This is a genomic window from uncultured Parasphingopyxis sp., assembly GCF_937129435.1.
GTDB lineage: Bacteria > Pseudomonadota > Alphaproteobacteria > Sphingomonadales > Sphingomonadaceae > Parasphingopyxis.
Genome location: NZ_CAKZNF010000088.1, coordinates 1 through 24136 on the forward strand (window position 1 = coordinate 1; position 24136 = coordinate 24136).

At 62.8% G+C, this 24136-nt stretch carries 15 protein-coding genes and 1 tRNA gene; 7 read left to right on the forward strand and 9 right to left on the reverse strand.

The genetic code is table 11. The features are described from left to right. A partial coding sequence (locus Q0139_RS13750; protein ID WP_298023167.1) for a hypothetical protein occupies positions 1 to 891 on the forward strand: 891 nt, incomplete at its 5' end. A gap of 52 nt (positions 892 to 943) precedes the next feature. Here the strand turns inward: Q0139_RS13750 and Q0139_RS13755 are convergent. Further along, the gene (locus Q0139_RS13755) at positions 944 to 1687 is read right to left on the reverse strand and encodes a phosphoadenylyl-sulfate reductase (protein WP_298023170.1); all 744 of its coding nucleotides are present in this window, start codon (positions 1685 to 1687) and stop codon (positions 944 to 946) included. 19 nt (positions 1688 to 1706) lie between these two features. Continuing rightward, positions 1707 to 2864 (reverse strand): NAD-dependent epimerase/dehydratase family protein, encoded by a 1158-nt coding sequence (locus tag Q0139_RS13760; RefSeq protein ID WP_298023173.1) that lies wholly within the window; start codon positions 2862 to 2864, stop codon positions 1707 to 1709. A gap of 404 nt (positions 2865 to 3268) precedes the next feature. Here Q0139_RS13760 and Q0139_RS13765 point away from each other — a divergent pair, with 404 nt between their 5' ends. Continuing rightward, positions 3269 to 5410, forward strand: coding sequence for a malate synthase G (locus Q0139_RS13765; protein WP_298023176.1), 2142 nt, complete (start codon positions 3269 to 3271; stop codon positions 5408 to 5410). Positions 5411 to 5448: 38 nt separating this feature from the next. Here the strand turns inward: Q0139_RS13765 and Q0139_RS13770 are convergent. Further along, positions 5449 to 5524, reverse strand: a tRNA-Thr gene (locus Q0139_RS13770). A gap of 161 nt (positions 5525 to 5685) precedes the next feature. Here Q0139_RS13770 and Q0139_RS13775 point away from each other — a divergent pair. Both Q0139_RS13775 and Q0139_RS13780 read left to right on the forward strand, forming a co-directional pair. Further along, positions 5686 to 7005, forward strand: a complete 1320-nt coding sequence (locus Q0139_RS13775) for a hypothetical protein (RefSeq protein ID WP_298023179.1) — start codon at positions 5686 to 5688, stop codon at positions 7003 to 7005. 72 nt (positions 7006 to 7077) lie between these two features. Then, positions 7078 to 11733 carry an NAD-glutamate dehydrogenase domain-containing protein gene (locus tag Q0139_RS13780; protein ID WP_298023182.1) on the forward strand — a complete coding sequence of 1552 codons (4656 nt, stop codon included), beginning with the start codon at positions 7078 to 7080 and terminating at the stop codon, positions 11731 to 11733. On the opposite strand, the gene Q0139_RS13785 is transcribed toward Q0139_RS13780, so the two are convergent. Genes Q0139_RS13785 through phbB form a run of 4 tightly spaced genes read right to left on the reverse strand, consistent with a single transcriptional unit; the run spans position 11730 to position 15823 of the window. Beyond that, positions 11730 to 12413 (reverse strand): Fe2+-dependent dioxygenase, encoded by a 684-nt coding sequence (locus Q0139_RS13785; RefSeq protein ID WP_298023185.1) that lies wholly within the window; start codon positions 12411 to 12413, stop codon positions 11730 to 11732. The two genes, Q0139_RS13780 and Q0139_RS13785, sit on opposite strands and share 4 nt — an antisense overlap. A 33-nt stretch (positions 12414 to 12446) precedes the next feature. After that, on the reverse strand, positions 12447 to 14768 hold the full coding sequence (locus Q0139_RS13790) for a TonB-dependent siderophore receptor (protein WP_298023188.1): 2322 nt from the start codon (positions 14766 to 14768) through the stop codon (positions 12447 to 12449). A 52-nt stretch (positions 14769 to 14820) separates the two neighbouring features. After that, positions 14821 to 15081, reverse strand: coding sequence for a ribbon-helix-helix domain-containing protein (locus tag Q0139_RS13795; protein ID WP_298023191.1), 261 nt, complete (start codon positions 15079 to 15081; stop codon positions 14821 to 14823). A gap of 19 nt (positions 15082 to 15100) precedes the next feature. After that, positions 15101 to 15823, reverse strand: a complete 723-nt coding sequence (gene phbB / locus Q0139_RS13800; protein WP_298023194.1) for an acetoacetyl-CoA reductase — start codon at positions 15821 to 15823, stop codon at positions 15101 to 15103. 169 nt (positions 15824 to 15992) lie between these two features. Between phbB and Q0139_RS13805 the strand changes: the two genes are divergently transcribed. Continuing rightward, positions 15993 to 18638 carry an EAL domain-containing protein gene (locus tag Q0139_RS13805; protein WP_298023197.1) on the forward strand — a complete coding sequence of 882 codons (2646 nt, stop codon included), beginning with the start codon at positions 15993 to 15995 and terminating at the stop codon, positions 18636 to 18638. Position 18639: 1 nt separating this feature from the next. On the opposite strand, the gene hemH is transcribed toward Q0139_RS13805, so the two are convergent. After that, positions 18640 to 19641, reverse strand: coding sequence for a ferrochelatase (gene hemH, locus Q0139_RS13810; protein ID WP_298023225.1), 1002 nt, complete (start codon positions 19639 to 19641; stop codon positions 18640 to 18642). After that, positions 19638 to 21881, reverse strand: a complete 2244-nt coding sequence (locus Q0139_RS13815) for a molybdopterin cofactor-binding domain-containing protein (protein ID WP_298023228.1) — start codon at positions 21879 to 21881, stop codon at positions 19638 to 19640. Before Q0139_RS13815 ends, hemH begins: the two co-directional genes overlap by 4 nt. An 83-nt stretch (positions 21882 to 21964) precedes the next feature. Between Q0139_RS13815 and Q0139_RS13820 the strand changes: the two genes are divergently transcribed. Together Q0139_RS13820 and Q0139_RS13825 are read left to right on the forward strand one after the other, a co-directional pair. Next, complete coding sequence (locus Q0139_RS13820) at positions 21965 to 22429, forward strand: hypothetical protein (RefSeq protein ID WP_298023231.1); 465 nt, start codon at positions 21965 to 21967, stop codon at positions 22427 to 22429. A 79-nt stretch (positions 22430 to 22508) separates the two neighbouring features. Then, the gene (locus tag Q0139_RS13825) at positions 22509 to 24110 is read left to right on the forward strand and encodes a carboxylesterase/lipase family protein (protein ID WP_298023233.1); all 1602 of its coding nucleotides are present in this window, start codon (positions 22509 to 22511) and stop codon (positions 24108 to 24110) included. Positions 24111 to 24136: the final 26 nt, after the last annotated feature.

A 24136-nucleotide genomic window follows, 5' to 3' on the forward strand; every position in this document is an offset into this window, starting at 1 on the left:
GCCTTCAACGCTGTCGGCGCGTTTGAAGACTATCGCGTGCAATCGGGCACCGTCCATGAATTTGTGAGCCGCGCCGTCGCCTCCAATCGCGAGCTATTCGTGATTCCCGAGCCGCTGTTCACCTTCCACGGCGCCTATGAGACGATCGTCGGCGAGAACCCGAATTGCGGCTATCTTGTTCGCAAGCCTATTCTGGATGGTGTCAATCTGACGGCGCGCAAGTTGCTGCTGATGGAGCCGGGGCAGGGCGGCCGGGGCAAGGCGCGGAAGGTCGGGCCGATGATCATGGCCAACGCCCATCGCAAGGACGACAAAATCGCATGGTTGACCAATGTCGACAAGAAAGGCCGCCACGACGACAAGGTTCAGCACGCGCATGCGATGTTCCTCGGTTTCGACAAGGCGCAAGGGCGACTGCGCGTCGCCGTTCGGCACAAGGGCCAGCTACGCGTGTTCGTCAATCGCGACATTATCCGCTCCGATGACGCTTTCGACAGCCATGGCGGCCTGTCGATCATGGAATTCGATGTGCTCGAATATGTCGAGGCACAAGCGAGAACGCATTTGCGCATCGAATTGGAAGCCGAGCAGCTGAGAGCGGCTGGTGTCGCGATCCAGAAGCTCGATGATGGCGTCTACTATCTCAGTTCCCATCGCCCGATCTACTGGGATAGCGATTTCGACGACATGATACAAAGGGTGAGGGAAGTTCGTGCGGAGAAAGCCGGGCGCAAAGCGCGGCAGGCCGATACCGGGAAAGCGAATGGCGAAACATCTTCCGCCACGATGGTCGCTGCGAACGACAGCAACGGCCATAGCGATCACGAACCTGAGTCAGCTGCTGAACCGAAAGGTATTGGCAAGCGTATGATGAATTTCCTGGGCTTCTAGCCCAGGCGGGCCTGGCTAAACGCGAACGCGTAGCCGGAAAACGCCTTGTTGATCAGCCGTTGGTATTGGCGCCGATGCGGCGCACCTTTCCGTCTTTGGTGATATGGATACCGCACTCGGTCTTGTCCGAACCGGCCCAGCGCCCGGCCCGGTAATCCTCGCTCGGTTGCGTGCATGGCTGGCAACCGATCGACTGAAAGCCCTGTGAGACCAAGGGATGGGCGGGCAGCGCCATTTCACGCGCATAGGCTCGCACTTCGTCAAGCGACCAATCCGCCAGCGGATTTATGCTGAGCCAGCTTTCCTGGACTTCGACGACATCCATTTGCGCGCGATCATCGGTTTGATGGCGTTTACGCCCGGTCAGCACGCAATCGAAATTACGCAGTGTCGAAATCATCGGCAGTGTCTTGCGGGCATAGCAACACCGGTCCGGGTCGGTCGCATGGCGGTTGCCATCGGGATCCGACACCGCGAGCTGGCCGTAGCTCGGTCGGGCGCGAACCAGGGTCGTCAATCCCAGCGCGTCGGTCAGGTTTTCGACATAGGCCAGCGTTTCAGGAAAATGCTTGCGCGTATCGAGAAAAACGACCGGCGTGGCCGGGTTCTTTTCGGCCACAAGCTTCAGCAGCACTGCCGCTTCGGCGCCGAAGGAGGAGAGAACGGCGGCGCGGCCCGCGACACCGCCGTTGATCACCCGGGACAGTATCTGACGCGCGTTGAGACCGGCGAACTGTTCGTTCAGCTTTGCCGCCTTGCGGCGCAGTTCTTGGGTCTTGTTCGTGCCGAGAGTCATATCCCGTGTTTCCCGCTCCCTAGTTCCAGGTCGAAACGCAGGGAATTTTCGATCGGTCGCAGCGATCCGAATATTTCTCCGCAATTTCCTTGATCTCGTCGAGCAGCCCGCTTTCCAGCGTGATCGGATCGAGGCCGAGGCCGAGGAACCGGTCGTTGGACACGTGCAGCTCGTTCTCGTCGTCCTCGTTGCGCGGATTGTCGACATAGTCGATCTTGCCGCCGGTCTTGTCGGCGATCATCTTGGCGAGATCGCGGACGCGGTGCGTTTCGGTCATCTGGTTGAGGATGTTCACGCGCTCGCCCTTTTGCGGCGGGTTGGTGATCGCCAGTTCGATGCAGCGACAGGTGTCCTGGATATGGATGAAAGCGCGCGTCTGGCCGCCGGTGCCGTGCACGGTCATCGGATAATCGAGCGCCGCCTGCATTACGAAGCGGTTGAGGACCGTTCCATAGTCGCCGTCATAATCGAACCGGTTGATCAGCCGCGGATCCATCTTCGTTTCTTCGGTCTGGGTGCCCCAGACGATGCCCTGATGGAGGTCGGTTACGCGGATGCCGTCATTCTTGTTGTAATAGGCGAAGAACAGCTGATCCTGCGTCTTGGTGAGGTGGTAGATCGAACCTGGGTTCACCGGATAGAGGATCTCCTGCTCGACATCGCCGTGATCGGTGCCGATCTTCACCTTCAGATAGCCTTCGGGGATCTTCATCCCTGCGGTGCCGTACCCGTAGACGCCCATGGTGCCGAGGTGGACGACGTGCGCGTTGCACTTCGATTCGACAACGGCGGCGAGCAGGTTGTTCGTCGCATTGAGATTGTTGTCGACGGTGTAGCGCTTGTGGAAGCTCGACTTCATCGAATAGGGCGCCGCGCGCTGTTCGGCGAAGTGGATGATCACGTCGGGATCTTCCTCTTCCAGCAGGCTCAGCAGCCGATGATAGTTTTCCGAGATGTCGAAATCGTGGAACTTGATCTCCTTGCCGCTGACTTCCTTCCACGCGGCGAGCCGCTGGTCGATCGGCGCGATCGGCGTGAGTGAGTCGACGCCGAGTTCGATGTCGATCTTGCGGCGCGAAAGATTGTCGATGATCGTGACGTCATAATCGCGGCGCGAGAGATAGAGGCTGGTCGGCCAGCCGCAAAATCCGTCTCCGCCAAGCACAAAAACCTTCATTCAAACTTCTCCGGCTCTGAAACCCGAGGCTGCCCTACCATGTTCATACCGCAGTGCAACAACGATCGAAATATTCCCTTTGAAATCCAATCGATCCGATTCGATGGTATGGGCATGTCCCCGGTGTGGTCGTTCGCTAAACCAAAGCGAAATGACCGCTGTGTGACGCAAAGCACAATTGTACTATAATTTCGATGCGAGTCCCGATCGTTGCGTTCGACTGCCCTTTCGTTGCGCTCAATCCGGCGCAAAGTTGCGCTAAAAACTCATTGGACCCGATTTGCCGGGCACACCGTCGAACGGACCAATGCGGCGATTGACGATATGCCAAATTGCAGCAATGGCGCCTCAACAAACGACCGAGGCCGAATCCGGCGCAAGCAAACAGCTCTTGGAGATTTCCCATGCAACGTTCGGGTCTAACCATTGCCGACGAACTCGCCACATTTGTCACGGATGAGGCACTGCCTGGGACGGGGATCGATGCGGATCGCTTCTGGGACGGCTTGGCCGAACTGATTGCCGACTTCGCCCCGCGCAATCGCGCTCTGCTCGACAAGCGCGACGATTTGCAGGCGAAGCTCGACAGATGGTTCGGCGAACATGGCGATACCGCCTTCGATGTCACGGCACATCGGGCATTTCTCAAAGACATCGGCTATCTCGTCCCGGAACCGGGCGACTTTGCGATTACGACGAAAAACGTCGACCCCGAACTTTCGGTGCAACCCGGGCCTCAACTCGTCGTGCCGGTCACCAATGCCCGCTATGCGCTGAACGCCGCGAATGCGCGCTGGGGCAGTCTCTACGATGCGCTTTATGGCACGGACGTGATCGAAGGGGACACCGAAGGTTCCGGTTACGATCCGACGCGCGGCGCCAAGGTCATTGCCTATGCGCGCGACCTGCTCGACCGCGCCGTCCCGCTCGCGCAGGGCAGCCATTCCGATGCGGTCGCCTATCGGGTCGTGGACGGCGCGCTGGAGATCGAAACGGCCGGCGGCCGGACAGGGCTCGCCGCCCCGCAGGCCTTTGTCGGTTATCGCGGTGCGCCCGAAGCGCCTGACGCCATATTGTTCGGTCACAACGCGCTGCATATCGAGGTCGTGATCGACCGCGATCACCGGATCGGCAGGGACGATCCGGCCGGAGTGGCGGATGTCATTCTTGAGGCGGCCATATCGAGCATCATCGATTGCGAGGATTCGGTCGCGGCCGTCGATGCCGAGGACAAGACGCTCGTCTATCGCAATTGGCTCGGGCTGATGAAGGGAACGCTTTCGGCCCGTTTTGCGAAAGGCGGCGACACGGTCGAGCGCTCGCTCGAGCCCGACCGGACATACACGGCGCCGGACGGTAGCGAGTTGACGCTGCACGGCCGCTCGGCGCTGCTCGTGCGCAATGTCGGCCATCATCTCTACACCGATGTCATAACCCTGGACGGTGAAGAGGTTCCGGAAACGCTGATCGATGCCGCGATTACGGCGCTGTGCGCGATTCACGATCTCAAAGGGCTGGGGCCGCTGCGCAATTCGCGCGCCGGGTCGGTGTACATCGTCAAGCCGAAGCTGCACGGACCCGAAGAGGTCGCCTTTGCCGGCGAACTGTTCGACCGTGTCGAGGACATGCTCGGCCTCGACCGCCACACGCTCAAGATCGGCGTCATGGACGAGGAACGGCGGACGAGCGCGAACCTTGCCGCCTGCATCCACGCGGTGAAGGACCGGATCGTCTTCATCAACACCGGCTTTCTCGATCGCACGGGCGATGAAATCCACACCGCGATGGAAGGCGGCCGCATGCTTCGCAAGGACGAGATCAAACAACAGGGCTGGATCGAGGCCTATGAAGCGCGCAATGTCGGCATCGGGCTGGCCGCCGGTTTCCGCGGCAAGGCGCAGATCGGCAAGGGCATGTGGGCCGCTCCAGACAGGATGGCCGAAATGGTCGAACAGAAGATCGGCCATCTCAAGGCCGGCGCGATGACCGCCTGGGTTCCTTCGCCGACGGCCGCGACGCTCCATGCCATGCACTATCACATGGTCGACGTGCTCGCGCTGCAGGAGGAGATGGAAGCCGATCCCGTGACCGGACGGCTCGACGCTCTGCTCCAGCCGCCCTTCGCCGATGGCCGCAATTATTCGGAAAGTGAGATTCGCGAGGAGCTCGACAATAATTGCCAGGGAATTCTCGGCTATGTCGTGCGCTGGGTCGACCATGGCGTCGGTTGTTCGAAGGTGCCGGACATCCACGATGTCGGCCTGATGGAAGACCGGGCGACGCTGCGTATTTCCTCGCAGCATATCGCCAACTGGCTGCGCCACGGCGTGGTGACGGAAGCCGAGGTCAATGCGGCGCTAGAACGCATGGCCGAAGTCGTGGATCGGCAGAACGCTGGCGATCCCGCCTATGCGCCGATGGCCCCCGGTTTCGACGGTCCGGCCTTCGCGGCCGCACGCGCGCTTATCTTTGACGGCACGACGACCCCCAATGGCTACACCGAGTTCGCACTAACCGAATGGCGGAAAACGGCGAAAGCGGGTTGAAAGAGCCTTTCGGCTTGCTGCTGGCGTAATTCAGGCGATGGTGCCGCTTGCGTGACTCGAACACGCGACCCCCGCATTACGAATGCGATGCTCTACCAACTGAGCTAAAGCGGCCTGCCTGAAGGCGCCGCGCCTTTACCAGTCCGTTTCCGGCAAGACAAGCGTCGGCGGTGCGGGATGGTGATCTCGACGTTAATCTTTACGCTTCGTAAACCATGGCGCGCGCATAACGCCCGGGAGTTCATCGGACACGAACTGCCAAGGGGCGGCAAGACATGGATAATTCGAGCGCGATAGAGCCGGACGCACGGGCGGAATATGACGATGTCGATGCAGGCGTCGAGGCGCCGCCCGAGATCGGCACGGACGAGCGCCGCATGCATGTGCGCGCCTATAATTACTGGACGTCGCTGCTGCATGATCGCGCCTATCCGGCGATCGAGGATCTCGATCCCGAATCGATCGAGGATTTCGGGCCGAACAGCGTGCTCCTGGATTTCACGGGCGGCGTTTCCGATCCGCAGATCGCCTGGCTCGGCAAGGCGCTGCGCGCCGAATGCGGAATCGAAGACCATATCGAAAGCGTCAACGACGTGCCCAGCCGATCGCTGCTTTCGCGGCTGACCGATCACTATATGCAGATCATCGCGAACCAGGCGCCGGTCGGCTTTGAAGCCGAATTCGTCACCGATGACGACCGTAGCATGCTGTATCGCGGTATATTGATGCCGTTCTCGTCGGACGACGATGCGATCGATTTCATCTACGGTGTCATCAACTGGAAAGAGGCTGCGGACAGCGAGCAGGCCGCGTCGATCGCACATGCGCTGGAACGCGATCGCGTCGAGCAACGTCCGCCCGCGGCGGCCTCGCCGATATGGGCCGATGGCCCGAGCGGCGAACGCGGAAAGAAAGTTCAGGCGCTTGCCCCGGCGGAAACGGCCGGCGCGGACGTCGCAAACCTCGCCGCGGCCGTGCCGGAAAGCGCCGAGCCCGAAACGCTCGCCGATTTTCTCGTCGTCGCACGCGAAAGCGCCGAGGTCGCAAAGCAGGCCAATCAACGCAGCCGCAGCGCGCTCTATTCCGCGCTGGGCCGTGCCTATGAATTTGCTCTCGCTTCGGAAAACGAACCCGAACTCTACGCCGAGCTGCTCGACGATGCCGGGATCAAGCAACAGGATCGCGCGCCGATGACGCCGCTCGTGAAGCTCGTCTTTGGGGCGGATTACGACAAGACCCGCCTGACCGAATTCGCCACGGCGCTGACTCATGCCAAGCGTGAGGCGGTTCCGGCCCGGACCTTCGCCGACTATCTCGCCGAGCGCGATGGCGGGCTCAAGGCGATCGTTGCCGAGGAACGGGCGCTTCGGAGGCCCGAGGCCAAGCTGGACAAGCTCGAAGAAGCCCGTGCGGCGCTCCGCGAAGCGCGGATTCACGATTTCGTGACGCTTGAGGACGAGACGGAAGGGACCGAGGAATTTGCGCTATTGATGGCACGGCGTATTCCGAACGGGCGATTTGCCGTGGTCGGGGCGGTTCCGCACGACAAACGGTTGACCGACAAAGCTATTCGCAGCCTTGCCGCCAAATTGTAGCAGCCTGATCGCCGCGAAATAATATTCCAACGGGGTTGAGATGCGGCGCTGCTAGGAGCATAGCGGCGCGCTATGAACGACGGTGTTTCCGACGCTTTCGCCGCGACTCAAATTGCCGCGATAGGTGATGCGCTCACGACGGGTGCCTTGCCCGGCGAAGCGGAAGATCTTGACGGTAGCGAACTCGATGCGGCGGCGCGTTTCGTCGCTGCGGCGCTGGAGAAACGCCAGGCAGGCGAAGCCAATGTCCGCCTCGAATCCGTAACGCAGGACAATGGCCGGCGCTTCTTGCGGCTCGCCGTCATCAATGACGACATGCCGTTCCTCGTCGATTCGGTGGCGGCTGCGGTCCACGCGCATAATCTCAGCGTGATCAGGCTGCTCCATCCGATCATCGCGGTAGCGCGAGACGGAAATGGTGTGCTCCAGAATTTCGGCGGCGAATGTGACGGCCCGAAGGAATCGGTCGTCTATCTCGAAGCCGACCGTGCCGATGCACGCACGCGTCGCGCGCTGCTCAGCGACATCCATCGCGTCCTTGCCGACGTCCATGCGGCGGTGAAGGACTGGCCGGAATTGCAGAAGCGGATGCGCGAGGATGCCGGGCGCGTCCGGCCCGAAGAGGGCAAGGCGCTGCTCGAATGGTTTGCCGATCATCACTTCACCCAAGTGGGCCATTTCGTCCAATATGCGGGCGAAGCGCCTCGCGATGTGCTCGGCGCGTTCCGCAATGACGGCCCGCCCTGCTGGCGCGAACCGACCAGCGAAGCGGCCTTCGCACATTTCGAAAATGGCGGCAGCGGGCCGTTGCTGGCCAAGGCGGACCGGCTTTCGACCGTCCATCGCCGCGTGCCGCTCGATCTCGTCATCGCGCCGATCCGCGAGGGCGAGAAGGTCGTTGCGCTTTCGGTTCATGCCGGGCTCTGGACAAGCGCGGCCCTGCATGCCCCGGTCGAAGAGGTGCCGATCCTCAGGAAACGCCTGAAGGACCTGGAGGCGAAGCTCGGTTTCGATCCGCGCAGCCATGCCGGCAAGGCGCTGCAGCATGCCCTTTCGCGGCTGCCTCACGATATCCTGATGGCCTTCGGGGCCGACGATCTGGAACGCGCATCGCTGACGGCGATGTCGCTGGCCGATCGCCCGCGGCCCAAGCTCCTTCTCGTGAACGGGATGCTCGGCCGCCATCTCTTCGCGTTCGTCTGGATGCCGCGCGACGAGGTTTCGACGGCGATGCGGACGCGGATCGGCCATCTGCTCGAAGAGGCAGCGGGCGCGATCATCTCCAACTGGTCGATCGATCTCGGCGATGGCGATCTTGCCTCGATCCGCTACACGATCGATATCAACGGCAAGGTGCCCGACATCGATGAAGAAGCGCTCGATGGCGAGATCGAGCAGATGGTGCGTGGCTGGGAACCGGGCGTCGAGGCCGAACTTGCCGAGCGGGTGGGTTCGGCTCGCGCCGCGCGATTGACGCTCACCTATGCGGCAGCGTTTCCCAATGGCTATCGCGCGGAATATGGCGCGGAAGAAGCGGCCAAGGATGTGCTGCGGCTCAGCAATCTGAGTGACAGGCAGAGGGGGGCGCGGCTTTATCGCCTCGACGGCGATCCGGAGAACCGGCTGCGGCTCAAGCTGTATCGGCTGCGCGCTTCGATCTCGCTGTCCGATGCGGTCCCGGTGCTGGAGAATTTCGGCTTTCGCGTGCTGGAGGAAATTCCGACGCCGCTCGAAGACGGCAAGCTCGGCTATATTCATGATTTCCTGCTGGAAATCGACGGCGAGGCGGACCTTTCGGGCCTGCTCGAGCGCGCGCAGGTCAAGGAGCGCGCCATTTCCGCCGTGCTCGAAGGGCGCGCGGAGAATGATGCCTTCAACCAGCTCATTATCGGCGTGGGCCTCGATCCCCGCGACGTCACGCTGTTCCGGGCCTGGTTCCGCTATTTGCGCCAGACCGGCCTGAGCTACGGCTTGCTGACCGTCGTCGAGACGCTGCGTGAAGAACCGGCGATCTGCCGCGCGATCGGTAGCCTTTTCGACGCGCTCCACAATCCCGCCTTCGAAGGCGATCGCGACGCGGCGGTGTCCGACGCGCGCAACGTGATCGAACGGGGGCTCGTCAATGTGGCGGCGATCGACGACGACACGATCATCCGCGCCTTGCGTTCTGTGGTCGAGGCATGCCTTCGCACCAACGCTTTCGCACCCGCCGGTAACGAGGCGCTCGCGTTCAAGCTGGAGAGCGGGCAAATTCCCGGCCTGCCGGCGCCCGTGCCGTGGCGCGAAATCTGGGTCTACAGCCCGCGCGTCGAAGGCATTCATCTGCGCGGTGGGCCGGTAGCGCGCGGCGGCCTGCGCTGGTCGGACCGGCGCGACGATTTCCGCACCGAGATATTGGGACTGATGAAGGCGCAGCTCGTCAAGAATGCCGTCATCGTGCCGACGGGCGCGAAGGGCGGCTTCTACCCCAAACAGCTTCCCAGCCCGGCCGAAGATCGCGACGCCTGGATCGCCGAAGGGACCGAAAGCTACCGCATCTTCATCCGTACGCTGCTTTCGGTGACCGACAATCTTGTCGAGAACGAGGTCGTCCATCCCGAGAGCGTCGTCATCCGCGACGACGACGATCCCTATTTCGTCGTCGCCGCCGACAAGGGCACGGCGAGCTTCTCTGACGTCGCCAATGCGATCGCGCTGGACCGGAATTTCTGGCTGGGCGACGCCTTCGCCAGCGGCGGCGGCTATGGCTATGACCATAAGGCGATGGGAATCACGGCGCGCGGCGCCTGGGTTTCGGTCCAGCGGCATTTCCTTGAGATGGGCATTGACGTGCAGACCGACCCGATCACGGTCGCCGGCTGCGGCGACATGTCGGGCGATGTGTTCGGCAACGGGATGCTGCTCTCCAAGACACTCAAGGTCGTTGCCGCCTTCGACCATCGCGACATTTTCATCGACCCCGATCCCGACCCGGCGACGAGCTGGGAGGAACGCCAGAGGCTGTTCGAGCTCCCGCGTTCGTCCTGGCAGGACTATGACGAGAAACTGATCTCCAAGGGCGGCGCGGTCTTCTCCCGCAGTTCGAAGGAACTGACATTGACGCCGGAGATTCAGGCGCTGCTGGGTATTGCCGAAGATACGGTGCGCCCGTCGGAGTTGATCTCGGCGATCCTCAAATCGCCGGTCGACCTGCTGTGGTTCGGCGGTATCGGTACCTATATCAAGTCGGCGACCGAGGCGCATATCGAGGTCGGCGATCCGGCGAACGACAAGGTCCGTGTCAACGGCCGGGACGTTCATGCCAAGGCGATCGGCGAGGGCGCCAATCTCGGCCTGACCCAGGCCGGGCGCATCGAATATGCCGCACAGGGCGGCCGCCTCAATACCGATTTCATCGACAATAGCGCCGGCGTCGATTGTTCGGACAATGAGGTCAACATCAAGATCCCGCTCAACCGCGAGATGAACGAGGGCCGTCTCGAGTTCGAGGCGCGGAACGAATTGCTCATATCGATGACCGAAGACGTGGCCGCGCTCGTCCTCGAGGACAACCGGTTGCAGACGCTCGCGCTGTCGCTGGCGGAACGGGACGGGGCGAAGGGGCTGCCCAGCCAGGTGCGTGTAATCGAGATCCTCGAAAATGGCGACCGGATCGATCGGCAGGTCGAAGGGCTGGGTGCAAACGAGGAACTGCTCCGCCGCCGCAACGACAATCGTGGCCTGACACGGCCGGAGCTTTCGGTCCTGCTCGCACACAGCAAGCTGACGCTGCAGGATGCCGTCGAGTCCACCACCCTGCCCGACGACGAATTGCTCGAACCGTTGCTTTACGAGGCGTTCCCGCCGGCGATGCGCGAGCAGTTCGGCGAGGCAATCGGCAATCACCGGCTGCGGCGCGAGATCATCGCGACCAAGATCGCCAACCGTGTCGTCAACCGACTCGGCTTCGTCATGCCGTTCGAACTCAGCGAGGAAGAAGGCGTCGGCCTGTCCCGTGTTGCGACGGCCTATTTTACCGCCGAGAAGCTGTTCGATCTGGAATCGCTTTGGACCCAGCTTGAGCAGGCGGAGATCGGCGAGGTCGAACGCTTGCGGCTGTTCACCATGGCGCAGGACAATCTGCGTTTCGCGATGGCCGATATTATCCGTGTCAGCGGCGAAAACGACGAACCCAGCGGCCTTGCCGCGCGATTGGGCCCGGGCGTCGACCGCCTCAATACCGCACTCGACGAGTTGATGAAGGAGGAATCGAAATCCTTCTCCGAATCGATGCGGCAGAAGGTTGCCGATATCGAGGTCGATCCCGGGCTCGTGGACCGGATCATAAGGCTCGCGGAGATGAAGGGGGCAGTGACGACGTCCGATCTGGCCGATCGTCTCGGCGTCGGCGAACTCGATGTCGCCCGCGCCTATACGAAGCTTGGCGAGGCTCTGGGTCTCGACTGGGCGAACGCGACGGCGCTGCGCTTCGGGTCGAGCGACCCGTGGGAACGGCTGCTCGCCGCCAATCTCAGCCGCGATTTCGAACAGTTGCGGCTTCAGTTCCTTGCGCGAACGAACACTCGCGATCCGATCGCCGATGTCGAGACCTGGCTGAAGCTGAACAAGGCGCGGGTCGACCAGTTCACCGATCTTGTTGCGCGGGCACGGCTCGAACCGGCACCCAGTGCCGCGATGCTCGCCCAGATCGGCGCCCAGGCGCGCGTGCTGCTGGGAAGAGACGGCTAGGCGTCGGCCCAGCGTCGCATCAGATTGTGATAGAGCTGCGTCAGGCGGAGCACTTCGCTGTCGTCGAAGCCGCGTTCGGAGCCTAGCCGCTGCACCGATTGGTCGAGATCGTAGAGCAATGTCCGCTCGCCATCGTCGCGCACCATCGATTCGAGCCAGAGGAAACAGCTGACGCGTTCGCCGCGCGTCACTTCGGTCACGCGGTGCAGGCTCGATGAAGGGTAGAGCAGCATCGAACCGGCGGCGAGCTTGTGCTCACGGCCGCCATATTCGTCCTCGATGACGAGTTCGCCGCCGTCATAGTCGTCAGGATCGCTGAGGAAGAGCGTGGCCGACAGGTCGGTGCGAATCCGCTCGCCGCTGGCACTGTCGACGCGAATCGCATTGTCCACATGCGTGCCGAACCGTTCCGCCTCGCCATAGCGGTTGAACAATGGCGGGAAGATGCGGCGGGGCAGGGCGGCGGAGAGGAATTGCGCATTGGCACCGAGCGCGCGGCTCACCACCGAACGTCCATGCGCCGCCGCCTCGCCGTCTTCGGGGAGCTGGCGGTTCCGCTTGGCGAGCGCCGCGCCCCCACCACTCGTGACATTGCCGTCGACCCATTCCGCCGCGAGGAGGTGCTCGCGCAGTGCGAGCGCCTCTTCGCGCGGCAGGACAGAGGGAATCACGGTCAGCATGAGCCTCGTCCTAACAGGCCGGGTAGCGTTGCTCTAGAACCCCGCGGTCAATGTCAGGAAGGCGGAGCGTCCCGGCGCCACATAGGCGAAGGGCGCACCGGAGCGATAGATCGCGTCATAATAGCGCTCGTCGGTGAGGTTGAGCACGTTGAGACGCAGCTCGGCCTGTTCGCTCAGACGGTAGCGGGCGACAGCGTCGAGGCGGACATAGCCGTCCACGCTCGGTGTGCCGGCGCCCAGCGTTCCGCCAAAGATTCGCGACTGAGCATAGACCTGTCCGCCAATCTGGAAGCCGGGGAACGGCTCGAACGTGACCAGAATATTGCCCGAATGACGCGGGATGTTGGCGAAGCGGCTGCCGATCACGGTGGGGTCGGCGCTGTCGGTGATCTCGGCATCGACGAACGCATAGCCTGCGAAGACCGAGACACCGGGGAGAGGATTGCCTGCCGCGCTGAGTTCGATGCCCTGCGAGCGCTGCTCGCCAACCAGGGCGAAGACGCCCGGCGCCGTCTGTTCGCGGGCATTGTCCTTGGTGATGTGGAACATGGCCGCCGTCAGCAGCAGGTTGTCGTTCGGTTCGTATTTCACGCCGATCTCGAAAGCGGTGTTGCGCTCGGGTTGGAGCGCATCGGTACCGGTCTGAAGGCCGCCATAGACGTCGTTCGTCGCGTCCAGCTGCTCGCCGCTTGGATTGGACGAGGTGCTGAACGAGCCATAGATCGTCAGCGGTTCGACAGGCTTGTAGACGAGCGCTGCCTGATAGTTGACGAATTCGGCGCCGTTGCCGATCTGGCTGGCGGGGAGCGGCTGGCCCCGGAAAATGCGGGCCGGCTGGAACTGGTCGATATCATATGTGTCGAAGCGAATGCCGAGCAAGGCTTCGAACTGAGGCGAGAACTTGATCGTGTCGATCAGGTAGACGCCCATCGCGTCGACCTCGGTCACGGTCGGTGGTGTGGGATCCAGGCTGACCGGAATATCGAAGCCGAGCACCGGATTCGGGTCGAGCAGGTTTCGCACGAAGCTGGTCGGCGTGTTGATCTGATTGCCGCCGCCGTCCTCAACGAAGTCGGGGATGGCGTAGCGCCGGTTGGAGATCCGCTCGTTCGAATATTCGAACCCGGTGACCAGCGTATGGCCGATGCCGCCCGTATCGAATCGGAAAGTCGCATCGGTGATGTTGGCGTAGTAGCGCGTCGTCGCATTGCGCTGCGGCGAACCCACGGCGACGGTCCACTGATCGAGCGGCAGCTCCGGCCCGGCATTGGAGCAACTCCCATCGGCGTTGAGCGCAAAGCGGCAAGGCGCGCGCGGGGCGCTGACGATATAACGATTGTAGACTTCGCCGTAACGGAACATCGATCGGACCTCGACAAGGTCTTCTTCCGAATAACGAAGCGTAACGGTGCCGATGTCCGATCCGTTTTCCAGGAAATCACGGCCGACAACGCCGTAGAAATTGTCGCCGTCGACGTCGAACGGCTCCTGCGTGTCGGTGTCGAAGGGCTGGCCGTAGTCGCTCATGCCGTCGAGACGGAAATGGTAATAGTCGGCAGCGAGGGTGAAGCCGGGTGCCGGCTCCCAGACGAGCGCGCCCGCGATGCCGTACCGTTCGCTGAACACATAGTCGCGCCCGGGCGTATCGGCATTGTGGTAGAGACCGTTCAACCGGAACGCGAAGTCGTCACCGATATTCTGGTTGATGTCGAGTGTGCCGCGATACATGTTCTCGGTGCCGATCGAGCCTTCGCCGATGATGAAATCGCTGTCGAGCGGGGTCTTCGATTCGAGGCTCACCGCGCCGCCGGTGGTGCCGCGGCCGCCGAGGAAGGAAGAGGGCCCTCGCACGATCTCGATCTGCTCGACGGCGAAGATCTCGCGGCTCGAAACGCCGGGATCGCGCATCCCATCGATATAGACGTCGTTGCGCGCTTCGAAGCCGCGGATGAAGATGCGGTCGCCGAATGCATTGCCGCCCTCTCCGGTACCAAGCGTGACGCCCGGAACGGAACGCACCGCTTCGCGGAAGCTCTGCGCGCCGATGTCTTCGAGAACTTCCTTCGGCACGATCGTCACGGATCGCGGCGTGTCGCGGACCTCTTCGGTCAGGCGTCCGTTCGACGAACGCTGCACGCGATAGGGCGCATCGGGGTCGGCATTGGGGTTCGCGTCGGACGGGCGCTGGCCGGTGACGACGATCTGGCGTTCGTCGCCAAGCTGCGTTGCCGCATTGGCCGCGGCGGCCTCGGCTGCATGTGCCGTGCCGCCGATCAGCGAAGCGGACAGGGCGCCCATGAGGATGGTGGAACCGGCGGCGGCCGGGCGAAGCCCGGTTGAATTCTTGCGTGACATGATGTGACCTTCCTGTATTCGGAAGGCCTGCTATTGCGAGCCATTCGCATCGTCAACTCAAATAAGAATCATTAGCATTTTTATTTTCGGCCCGGGCATGAAGCCATAGCCGAACCGCGCTTGCGAGATTGGGAGGATCGTCGGATTCGAGCCGTTCAGCGTCGATTCGCGCGACAAGCGCGCTCAGCGGAAGCTTTTCGTCCGCCGCGGCCCGTTCGATCGCCGACCAGAATAACGGTTCCAGCGTCAGCGAAGTCTGATGGCCGGCAATGGTGATGCTGCGCTTGACCGGCGGATGGTAGATGGAGGGCATCGCCGGTCCCGGCTGCGGCTCAATACATATGCTGGCCGCCGTTGATCGACATCGTCGACCCGGTGACGAAGCCTGCCTCATCGCTGCAGAGAAAGGCAACGCCGCGCGCGATTTCTTCGGCCTGGCCCAGACGCCCGACGGGGATCTTTGCGACGATCTTTTCGAGCACGGGCTCCGGCACGGCGGCGACCATATCGGTGTCGATATAGCCGGGTGCCAGCGCGTTGACCGTGATCCCCGCCTTGGCGCCTTCCTGCGCCAATGCCTTGGTGAATCCATGAATACCCGATTTGGCGGCAGCGTAATTGACCTGACCATATTGACCGCCCTGGCCGTTGATCGAGCCGATGTTGACGATGCGGCCCCAGCCACGCTCCTTCATACCCGGGAAGCAGGCCTTGGCCATGTTGAAGCAACCGCCAAGATTGACGCGCATCACCTCGTGCCAGTCCTCATAGCTCATCCGGGCGAGCGTACCATCGCGCGTGATCCCGGCATTGTTGACGAGGACGTCGACCGGTCCGATCTCTTCGGACACCTTCGCGCAGCCGTCCTGGCACGCGTCATAGTCTCCGACGTCCCATTTATAGGCGGCGATGCCGGTGCGGTCGGTAAAGGCCTTGGCCTTATCGTCATTGCCGGCATAGTTCGCGGCGACGGTCATCCCCATATCCTTCAGGGCGCAGCTGATCGCCTCGCCGATGCCGCGGGTTCCGCCGGTTACGATTGCCACTTTTGCCATTGTCACCTCTCTCCAGGACCGATCCAAATGTTTCGCGACACTTAGATGTCGCGTCGAACCCGCGCAAGCTAACGCACCCGGCAGGAGTCATGCCGATTCCGAAATGGTAACGCAGCGTTAACCATGACCGTAAGCCAACTTCTTACCGCAGTGCCGATAAGAGCGGCGTATGGAATTGCGTCGCAGAACGGGTGAGGGGGATCAGGAGCGGGCCGGTTGGCTTGTCGGTCTCAATCTGGCGCCCGCAGAAAACTTGTTCGATGCCGAATCGCAGACGGCGCGCGTGCGCCGGGTAGCGGCGCTTTGGCCTGCCGCCTTCTACTCGCTTTTGATCGCCATGGCGCTGATCTTCTCGCCGCTCGTGGCGATGGGCGATCTCGACATGCTGGCGCTCGCGAGCATACCGGCCGGCGCAATCCTGATTATCGGTGTGACCTTGTGGGCCGGTTTCAAGGCCAAAGGCTTCTGGCGCCTTCGACCCGACATCCAGACGAAGATCGGGCTGCCTGTCGCCGTGGGACTTGGCGTTTCGATGGCAGCGCTCGGCCTGATCGTTTCCGGATCGAACAACCCGGAATATGTGACGATGAGCCTTGTCGCGCTGGCCGCTGCAGGCGTCGTCATTCTTGCCTCGCTGCTGTCCATGTATGTGGTCGCGCTGACATTCGTCGGAAGCCTGGTGGCGGTGGGATCGCTCTTCTCGGGAGATGGCGTGTTTGCGGTCCTTGGTGTCTCGATGTTCGCCTGTCTGTGGATTGTGAGCCTCGCCCAGGCGCGGTTCGACAATCTTCTCAGTGACCGGCGTGCACAGGAAGACAGCCAGAGCCGCCGGGCCAGCCGCCTGATTGCCGAGTTCGAAGCAAACGGCGCGGGCTGGTTCTGGGAGACCGATCGTGGCGGCAATCTCGTCTATATCTCCGAAAAGCTGGCCAATGTGCTCGGCAAGCGTGGCTCGGAACTGATCGGAAAGCCGTTCACCCAGTTGATCGCCGGCGAGGGCGGTTCGGATGATGGCGAACGCACGCTCGGCTTTCACCTTTCGACGCGCAACGCTTTCTCGGATATCTCCGTCAAGGCCGCGTTCGGCGAGGAAGAACGCTGGTGGTCGATTTCCGGCCGCCCGATTATCGATGATATCGGTCAATTCCGGGGCTTTACCGGCAGCGGCACCGATCTCACCGAAAAGCGCCGCTCGCAGGACGAGGTCAACCGCCTGGCGCGCTACGACGAGTTGACCGGGCTGTTCAACCGCCAGCAGATGCGCGTCACGCTCGACGAGGCCTTGCGCGACAACAAGGGCGGCAGCACGATGCCGGTCGCACTGTTCCTGCTCGATCTGGACCGGTTCAAAAGCGTCAACGATACGATGGGGCACCCCGTCGGCGACGAGCTGCTAAAGCAGGTGGCGCAGCGCCTGTTCCGTACGGTGGGTGACAAGGGACGCGTCGGCCGGATGGGCGGCGACGAGTTCCAGGTGATCCTGCCCAATATCCACAAGCCGGACGATCTGACGCATCTCGCCAAGGTGATCATCTCTACCCTGTCGCAGCCTTATATGATCGACGGCGTCACGTTGAACATCGGCTGTTCGATCGGCATCGCCATATCGCCTGATCACGGCAAGACAGCGTCGGAGCTGACTCGCAACGCTGACCTCGCGCTTTATGCGGCCAAGGGCGACGGCAGGGGCGTGCATCGCTTCTATCAGCGCGACATGCATTCAGGCGCAAAGAATAGGAAGCGGCTGGAAGAGGATCTTCGCACCGCGCTCGCCAATGGCGAACTGCACCTTGTCTATCAGCCGCAGGTCAGCACGGCGGACGAGCGGATTGTCGGTTATGAAGCGCTGATCCGCTGGAACCATCCCAGTCGCGGCGCGATCTCGCCAGCAGACTTCATTCCCGTTGCCGAGGACATCCGCCTGATCGAGCAGATGGGCGAGTGGATCATCCGCCAGGCCTGTCACGACTGCAAGCAATGGCCGGCAGATGTCCGCGTCGCGGTCAATGTCTCGCCGATTCAGTTCGCCAATCCGGAATTGGCTAAGATCGTCACCAGTGCGCTGGCCAATAGCGACCTGCCGTCGCGCCGGTTGGAGCTGGAAATCACCGAATCGATCTTCCTCGACGAGGACGCGGATACCGACGCGATGTTCAAGCGGATCAAGGCGCTGGGTGTCAGGCTCGCGCTCGACGATTTCGGCACCGGTTATTCGGCGCTCGGCTATTTGAAGACTGCGCCGTTCGACAAGATCAAGATCGATCAGAGCTTCATCCGCGGCGCTGCCGTCGCCGGTAATCGCAACGCGGCGATCATCAAAGCGATCGTGAGCCTGGCGAAGACCCTCTATATGGAAACCACGGCCGAGGGCGTGGAGCATGAAGACGAAATCGCGCTGATCCGCGATCTGGGCTGTTCGCATATCCAGGGTTATATTTACGGCAAACCGATGGGACATGAGGAAGTCATTCGGCAGCTGTCGGTTGGCCACGGCAAGGCAACGGCCAATGGCCACCGTGCCAGCCGTGGTCCGCGCACGCAGGTACTGCGCTCGTCCAATGTCGAATATGCGGGCGAGACCAAGCGCGTCGTCATCAAGAATATTTCGGCCGGCGGGGCGATGATCGAAGGCCTGAAAGATGCCGAGGTCGACACCGACATCATGATCGAAATCCTCGAAGACCAGATGTTCCGGGCCAAGGTACGCTGGTCGAATGCCGAGCGTACCGGGATCGAGTTCGCCCGCGCGTTCGATATGGAGCGGCTCAATCGAGGATCGCAGTCCGAACGTCCGCGCAAGGCCGCTTCGGGCTAATTCAAACCCATCCGGAAAGTTCGCGCCGGATCAGCGTTTCCAACATAGTCATGCCGATGTCGCTGTCGTTGAGGCAAGGCAGATAAGCGAAATCGGTGCCGCCGGCCTCCAGGAACTCTTCGCGGCCGGCAATGGCGAGTTCTTCGAGCGTTTCGAGACAATCTGCCGCAAAACCGGGCGCGAAGATCGCGACCTTTTCCAGATCCTTTTGCGGTAGCGCACGTAGCATGTCGCTCGTTGCCGGCTCGAGCCATTTGGCCCGGCCGAAGCGCGACTGGAAGGCGACGAAGAGCGGGGTTTCGAGCGCCTCGCTCAGCAGCCTTGCGGTCTTCTGGCACTGGCAGTGATAGGGGTCGCCCAGTTCAAGCGTCCGGCGCGGCATGCCGTGAAAGCTGGCGATGATCGCCTGCGGTTTGAAATCGAGCGCGGCAAGCGAAGCGCGGACCGATTTTTCCAGTGCGCCGATATAGGCGGGATCGTCGTGATAGGCGGGCAGCGTTCGCAGCGCGGGCTGCCAGCGCATCTCCGCCAATGCCGCATTGGCATCGTCGACCACGCTCGCCGTCGTTGCCGCGCAATATTGCGGATAGAGCGGGCAGAGCAGGATGCGCTCACATCCCTGCTCCTTCAGCTCCTCGATCCGCATGCCGATTCCCGGGCGCCCGTAGCGCATCGCCCAGCTTGTCACGATGCCCGTGCCCAGCGCTGTGCGGAGCTTCCCGGTCTGCTTTTCGGTGATGACGGCGAGCGGCGAACCTTCGTCGGTCCAGACTTTGCGGTAGGCCGCAGCCGACTTGCGTGGCCGCGTGCGCAGGACGATGCCGTGGAGGATCGGCTTCCACGCAATGGACGGGATTTCCACCACGCGCCTGTCGGACAGGAATTCGGCAAGATAGCGCCGCACGGCGCCCGGTGTCGGTTCGTCGGGCGTACCGAGATTGACGAGCAAGACGCCGATTTTCGGCGGCGCGATATCGGGATGGAAATCGGGTTTTTCGGTCACGCGGTTCCGCCGATCACGAAGGGCAGCTTTCGCAGGCGCTGGCCAGTCGCGGCGAAGATCGCGTTGCCGATCGCGGGGGCCACGGGCGGAACGGCGATCTCGCCGACGCCCCCGGGTTCCTCGTCGCTCTCGACGATGGTGATGCCGATCTCCGGCGTATCGGCGAGGAGCGGGAGCGACAGGCCGTCGAAATTCTGCGAAATCGGCTCGCCATCGGCGAACTCGACATGCCCGCCCAATGCAGCCGACATGCCGAAGATGATCCCGCCCTCGATCTGCTGCTTGACGATTTCGGGGTTGATCACGCGGCCGCAATCGACCGCCGCGGCGACCCGGTCGATCACCGGCCTCTGGTCGTCGCCGATATGGAGCGCCACCATCATCGCGACATGGCTGCCGAAACAGCTATGCGCGGCGAGGCCCATGCCGCCGCCCTGTTCGCCTCCGTCCCAGCCGCCCAGCATCGCGGCCTGCGTCAGGCAGCGTGCAAGCCGTGGCTGATCGCCGAGCATCCCCATGCGGAAGGAGAGAGGTTCCATATTCGCCTTGATTGCCAGCTCGTCGACGAAACATTCGGTGAAAAAGGCGGTGTAGCTGTGCGCCACCGATCGCCAGATGCCGCATTCGACGCCGATATCGGCGGGCATGTGCTCGACGGCGAGATTAGGAATGGCATAGGCGGGGACGGCGCCTTCGACGGCGCCCGCATCCGGCTCGTCGCCGCCCGATGCGAAGCTCGGCATGATCCGCGCTGCCAGCTGATTGCCCGCCGCCGGTACGGCGATGCGCGTGTGGAGCACGCTGATCCGCCCACCGCCGCCGACCCGACCCGTCAGTCGGCCGAGCGCCGCTGGCCGATAGTAATCGCTGCGCGTTTCCTCTTCGCGCGACCATGTCAGCTGAACCGGCCGGTTCAGTCGCCGCGCGATGATCGCGGCCTGCACCGCGGCGTCGTTTTCGACCTTGCGACCGAAGGCGCCGCCCAGCAGCATCGGGTAGATAACGATATCGCCCGGATCATAGTCGATCGCACGCGCAACGGCGTCGCGCATCAGCCCCTGAGCCTGCGTCGGCGCCCAGATTTCCATCTTGCCGCCCTGGCTCCGCGCGGTCGCGGTGAGCGGTTCGATCTGGGCATGGGGCGCCAGCCCGACCGAATAGACGGCACGAAGGCCGAGCGGGCTCGTTCCGGCAAAAGCCTCTTCCAGATTGCCCTGCTCGAAAATCCGCTCGCCGCCATCGCCGTCGAGCGCGGCTTCGAGGGCTGCGTCGATCGAGGCGTCGTCGACCGGATCGGCATCGCTTTCCCACTCCGCCGCCAGCGCTTCCACCCCCTGGTTCGCGGCCCACCAGTTGGTGCCGACACATGCGACGAAACGGGGATTCTCGAAGATCGTCATCACGCCGAAGACGTTGTTCGCGGCCGCGCGGTTGACAGCCTTCAATCGATGCTGCCGCGTCGGCGCCTGCTTGGTCGAGGCGAAGACCATGCCGGGAAGCCGGACATCGCCGGCATAGCGGGCGGAGCCATCGACCTTGGATGGCAGGTCGATCCGCGGCATGGATTGTCCGGTGATCGGACGGCGCGCCGGATCGAACAGCGCAATTTCGGATGGCGGTTCCTTCGCCGCCGCTTCGACCGCAAGGTCTCCGAACCGAAGGCGGCGATCGCCATGGGTGACGAAGCCGTCGGCGGTCTCGCACTGATCCCATTCGACGTCCCAGCGATCGGCCGCCGCCATGCACAGCGCCGCGCGCGCCGCCGCACCCGCCTCGCGAAAACGCTGTTCGAAACCCCGGATCGACGTCGATCCGCCGGTCATCATCAGCGCATTGCGTACGGCATATTCGCGCGCACCCCATCGCCCGACACCGCCCAGGAAGGACGGCAGCCGCCCCTCGGCGTTTTCCGTGAAGATGAAATCATTGGTGTAGAGCGGGTTGATCGGTGCCGGTTCGACACCGACGGTCCGCCAGTCCGCACCGAGTTCGTCGGCCAGCGCCTGGGGCAGTGCCGTCCACACGCCCTGGCCCATCTCGGCCTGCGGCACGACGACGCTGATATGCCCGTCCTCGCCGATCTTCAGGAAGGCGTTGAAGATGCTCTCGCCCTCCGCCGCCGACAGATTGTGCACATAGTGGCGCGGCCAGACGGCCCAGGCGACGGCGAGGCCGACACCGGCACCGCCGCCGATCAAGAGCCTGCGGCGCGTAATCCCGAAGCGCGTTCCCTCTGCCATGCTGCACCGTTTAGGGAGCCGGGCTGGGCCGCGCTAGTGGCATATCCCGATCTCTGATATCGTTCGCACGAGGAGGAGGCAGTATGCGCGAACATGTGCTGATGGCGATGGGCTTGGCCATGGCTGCGGTCGCTTCTGCTCCTGCGAGCGCCCAGCAAGTGACCGATCCCAACATGGAGGTCGATTCGCTCACTCTGGAGCCTGGCGATGCCGTGATCTTCGGTTTCGGCGAAGGTTTCGACCATCAGCTTCTGTTGATCCGTCATCGCGGCGCCGAGGCGATATCGGAGCCGCTGTCACCCGGTGAAGTCCGCGCGGTCCTTTATGTCGACGATGGCGCAAGCTGGCTCGACATGGAAAACGCAACGTCCGAGCGACTGACCTTCGATGGGCTGGCCGACCGGCGCGGGCAGGGCGGCTATTCGACTGTGCCGACGCGGTCAGTCGCGCCCGGCGGACGGGCCGAGGCGGGAAGGTGGGACTTTCCGATTTACAGCCTCGTCATCGGTGAATTTTCCTACGGCCCTCACGGCGATCACGCGCACTAGCTGCTCTTCTCCCTCTGGACTTGCTTCACAATTGGAGTCAGTGTCAAAAAGAAAAAGACTGCAAGAGGGAGCAGATCTCATGAAAATCTGGAAGGCATTTGCCGGCATCGCCATTGGCGCGTCGCTGGCAGCGTCGGCGTCGGCACAGGGCGTGCCCGCAGTGTCGGACATCGTCGAAACCGAATATGGGCAGGTCCAGGGGCTGGCGGCCGATGGCATCCAGCGCTTTCTGGGGCTTCGCTATGGCGCGCCACCCGTGGGCGATCTTCGCTTCCAGCCTCCGGCCGATCCGGCGTCATGGGACGGCATCGCCGATGCCACGGGAATGGGCGCGCCCTGTATGCAGGCCTATTCGCCATCGGGTTCGCGGGTCTCCGATTTCACGCGGCAGATGAACACGCTGTTCTCGACCGAGTCCGAAGCCAAGATCGACAATGAGGACTGCCTGTTCCTCAACGTCTGGACACCGGGTACCGAAGGGTCGCGGCCCGTCATGGTCTGGTTTCATGGCGGCGGCTATGCCTATGGATCGGGCGGCTGGCCCGCCTATGACGGCGCCAATCTGGCGCGGCGCGGCGATGTCGTCGTCGTCACGATCAACCACCGGCTGAACCTGTTCGGCTTTCTCAACCTCACCGACATTTTCGGCGAGGAGTTCGCAGGCGCGGACAATGCCGGCAATGCCGATCTCGTCCAGAGCCTCGAATGGGTGCGCGACAATATCGCGGCATTCGGCGGCGATCCGAACAATGTGACGATCATGGGCGAATCGGGCGGCGGATCGAAGGTCAGCCATATGCTGGCGACTCCGTCCGCCGACGGCCTGTTTCACCGGGCGATCATCCAGTCCGGCCCCGGCGTCATCAGCGGCAACGCGGAGCAGGCGACGGGGCTTGCGCGCGAACTGCTGGCAGAAGCCGGGATCGAGACGGTCGAACAACTCCGCGCGGCGCATCCCGAACATCTGCTTTCGGCGATGCGCGCGGTCCTCGCCCGGCATGGGGAAGGTTTTGGCGGTCCCAATTTCGGGCCGATCGTCGACGGCAATTACCTGCCGCGCAATCCGTTCGTGCCGACCGCGCCCGAACAGTCGAACGACATTCCGGTGATGATCGGCTGGAACAAGGACGAGATGACGCTGTTCACCGCGTCGCAGCCCTGGTTCGGCCTCATCGACGACGCGGCGCTGGATCGTATGGCCGCGACCTTCGGCGAAAACGGCCCGGCGCTCATCGCCAATTATCGCGAGGAAAACCCGGACTACAGCCCGACGCATATCGCCAACCGGGCGATGAGCGCGCGCTTCGTGCAGGGCAGCTATATCCTCGCCGATGCGCAGGCGCGGGCGGGGGCGCCGGTCTATATGTACCGACTGACATGGGAAACACCGGTCAATGGCGGCATCTTCCGTTCGCCGCACACGCTCGACATCCCGATGATGTTCGACAATGTCGAGCTGTCGCGTGTGCTCGTGGGGCCGGGTGAAGCGCCGCAACGGATCGCCGACCAGATGAGTGAAGCCTGGATCAGCTTCGCGCGGACCGGCACGCCGTCGAGCGATCACCTGCCCGACTGGCCGCGCTATACGCCCGACAGCAGGATGGTGATGCAGTTCGATCTCGAACCCAATGTCGCCGACGATCCGGAACGCGGTGCGCGGGAGATTTTGTCGGGAAGGTAAAGCCGGTCGTCAGCCTCGATCGGAGG

Coding starts and splice junctions, on each gene's coding strand:
- Q0139_RS13755 (WP_298023170.1), bottom strand. CDS start 1,687: ATGACTCTCGGCACGAACAAGACCCAAGAACTGCGCCGCAAGGCGGCA.
- Q0139_RS13760 (WP_298023173.1), bottom strand. CDS start 2,864: ATGAAGGTTTTTGTGCTTGGCGGAGACGGATTTTGCGGCTGGCCGACC.
- Q0139_RS13765 (WP_298023176.1), top strand. CDS start 3,269: ATGCAACGTTCGGGTCTAACCATTGCCGACGAACTCGCCACATTTGTC.
- Q0139_RS13775 (WP_298023179.1), top strand. CDS start 5,686: ATGGATAATTCGAGCGCGATAGAGCCGGACGCACGGGCGGAATATGAC.
- Q0139_RS13780 (WP_298023182.1), top strand. CDS start 7,078: ATGAACGACGGTGTTTCCGACGCTTTCGCCGCGACTCAAATTGCCGCG.
- Q0139_RS13785 (WP_298023185.1), bottom strand. CDS start 12,413: ATGCTGACCGTGATTCCCTCTGTCCTGCCGCGCGAAGAGGCGCTCGCA.
- Q0139_RS13790 (WP_298023188.1), bottom strand. CDS start 14,768: ATGTCACGCAAGAATTCAACCGGGCTTCGCCCGGCCGCCGCCGGTTCC.
- Q0139_RS13795 (WP_298023191.1), bottom strand. CDS start 15,081: ATGCCCTCCATCTACCATCCGCCGGTCAAGCGCAGCATCACCATTGCC.
- phbB (WP_298023194.1), bottom strand. CDS start 15,823: ATGGCAAAAGTGGCAATCGTAACCGGCGGAACCCGCGGCATCGGCGAG.
- Q0139_RS13805 (WP_298023197.1), top strand. CDS start 15,993: ATGGAATTGCGTCGCAGAACGGGTGAGGGGGATCAGGAGCGGGCCGGT.
- Q0139_RS13815 (WP_298023228.1), bottom strand. CDS start 21,881: ATGGCAGAGGGAACGCGCTTCGGGATTACGCGCCGCAGGCTCTTGATC.
- Q0139_RS13820 (WP_298023231.1), top strand. CDS start 21,965: ATGCGCGAACATGTGCTGATGGCGATGGGCTTGGCCATGGCTGCGGTC.
- Q0139_RS13825 (WP_298023233.1), top strand. CDS start 22,509: ATGAAAATCTGGAAGGCATTTGCCGGCATCGCCATTGGCGCGTCGCTG.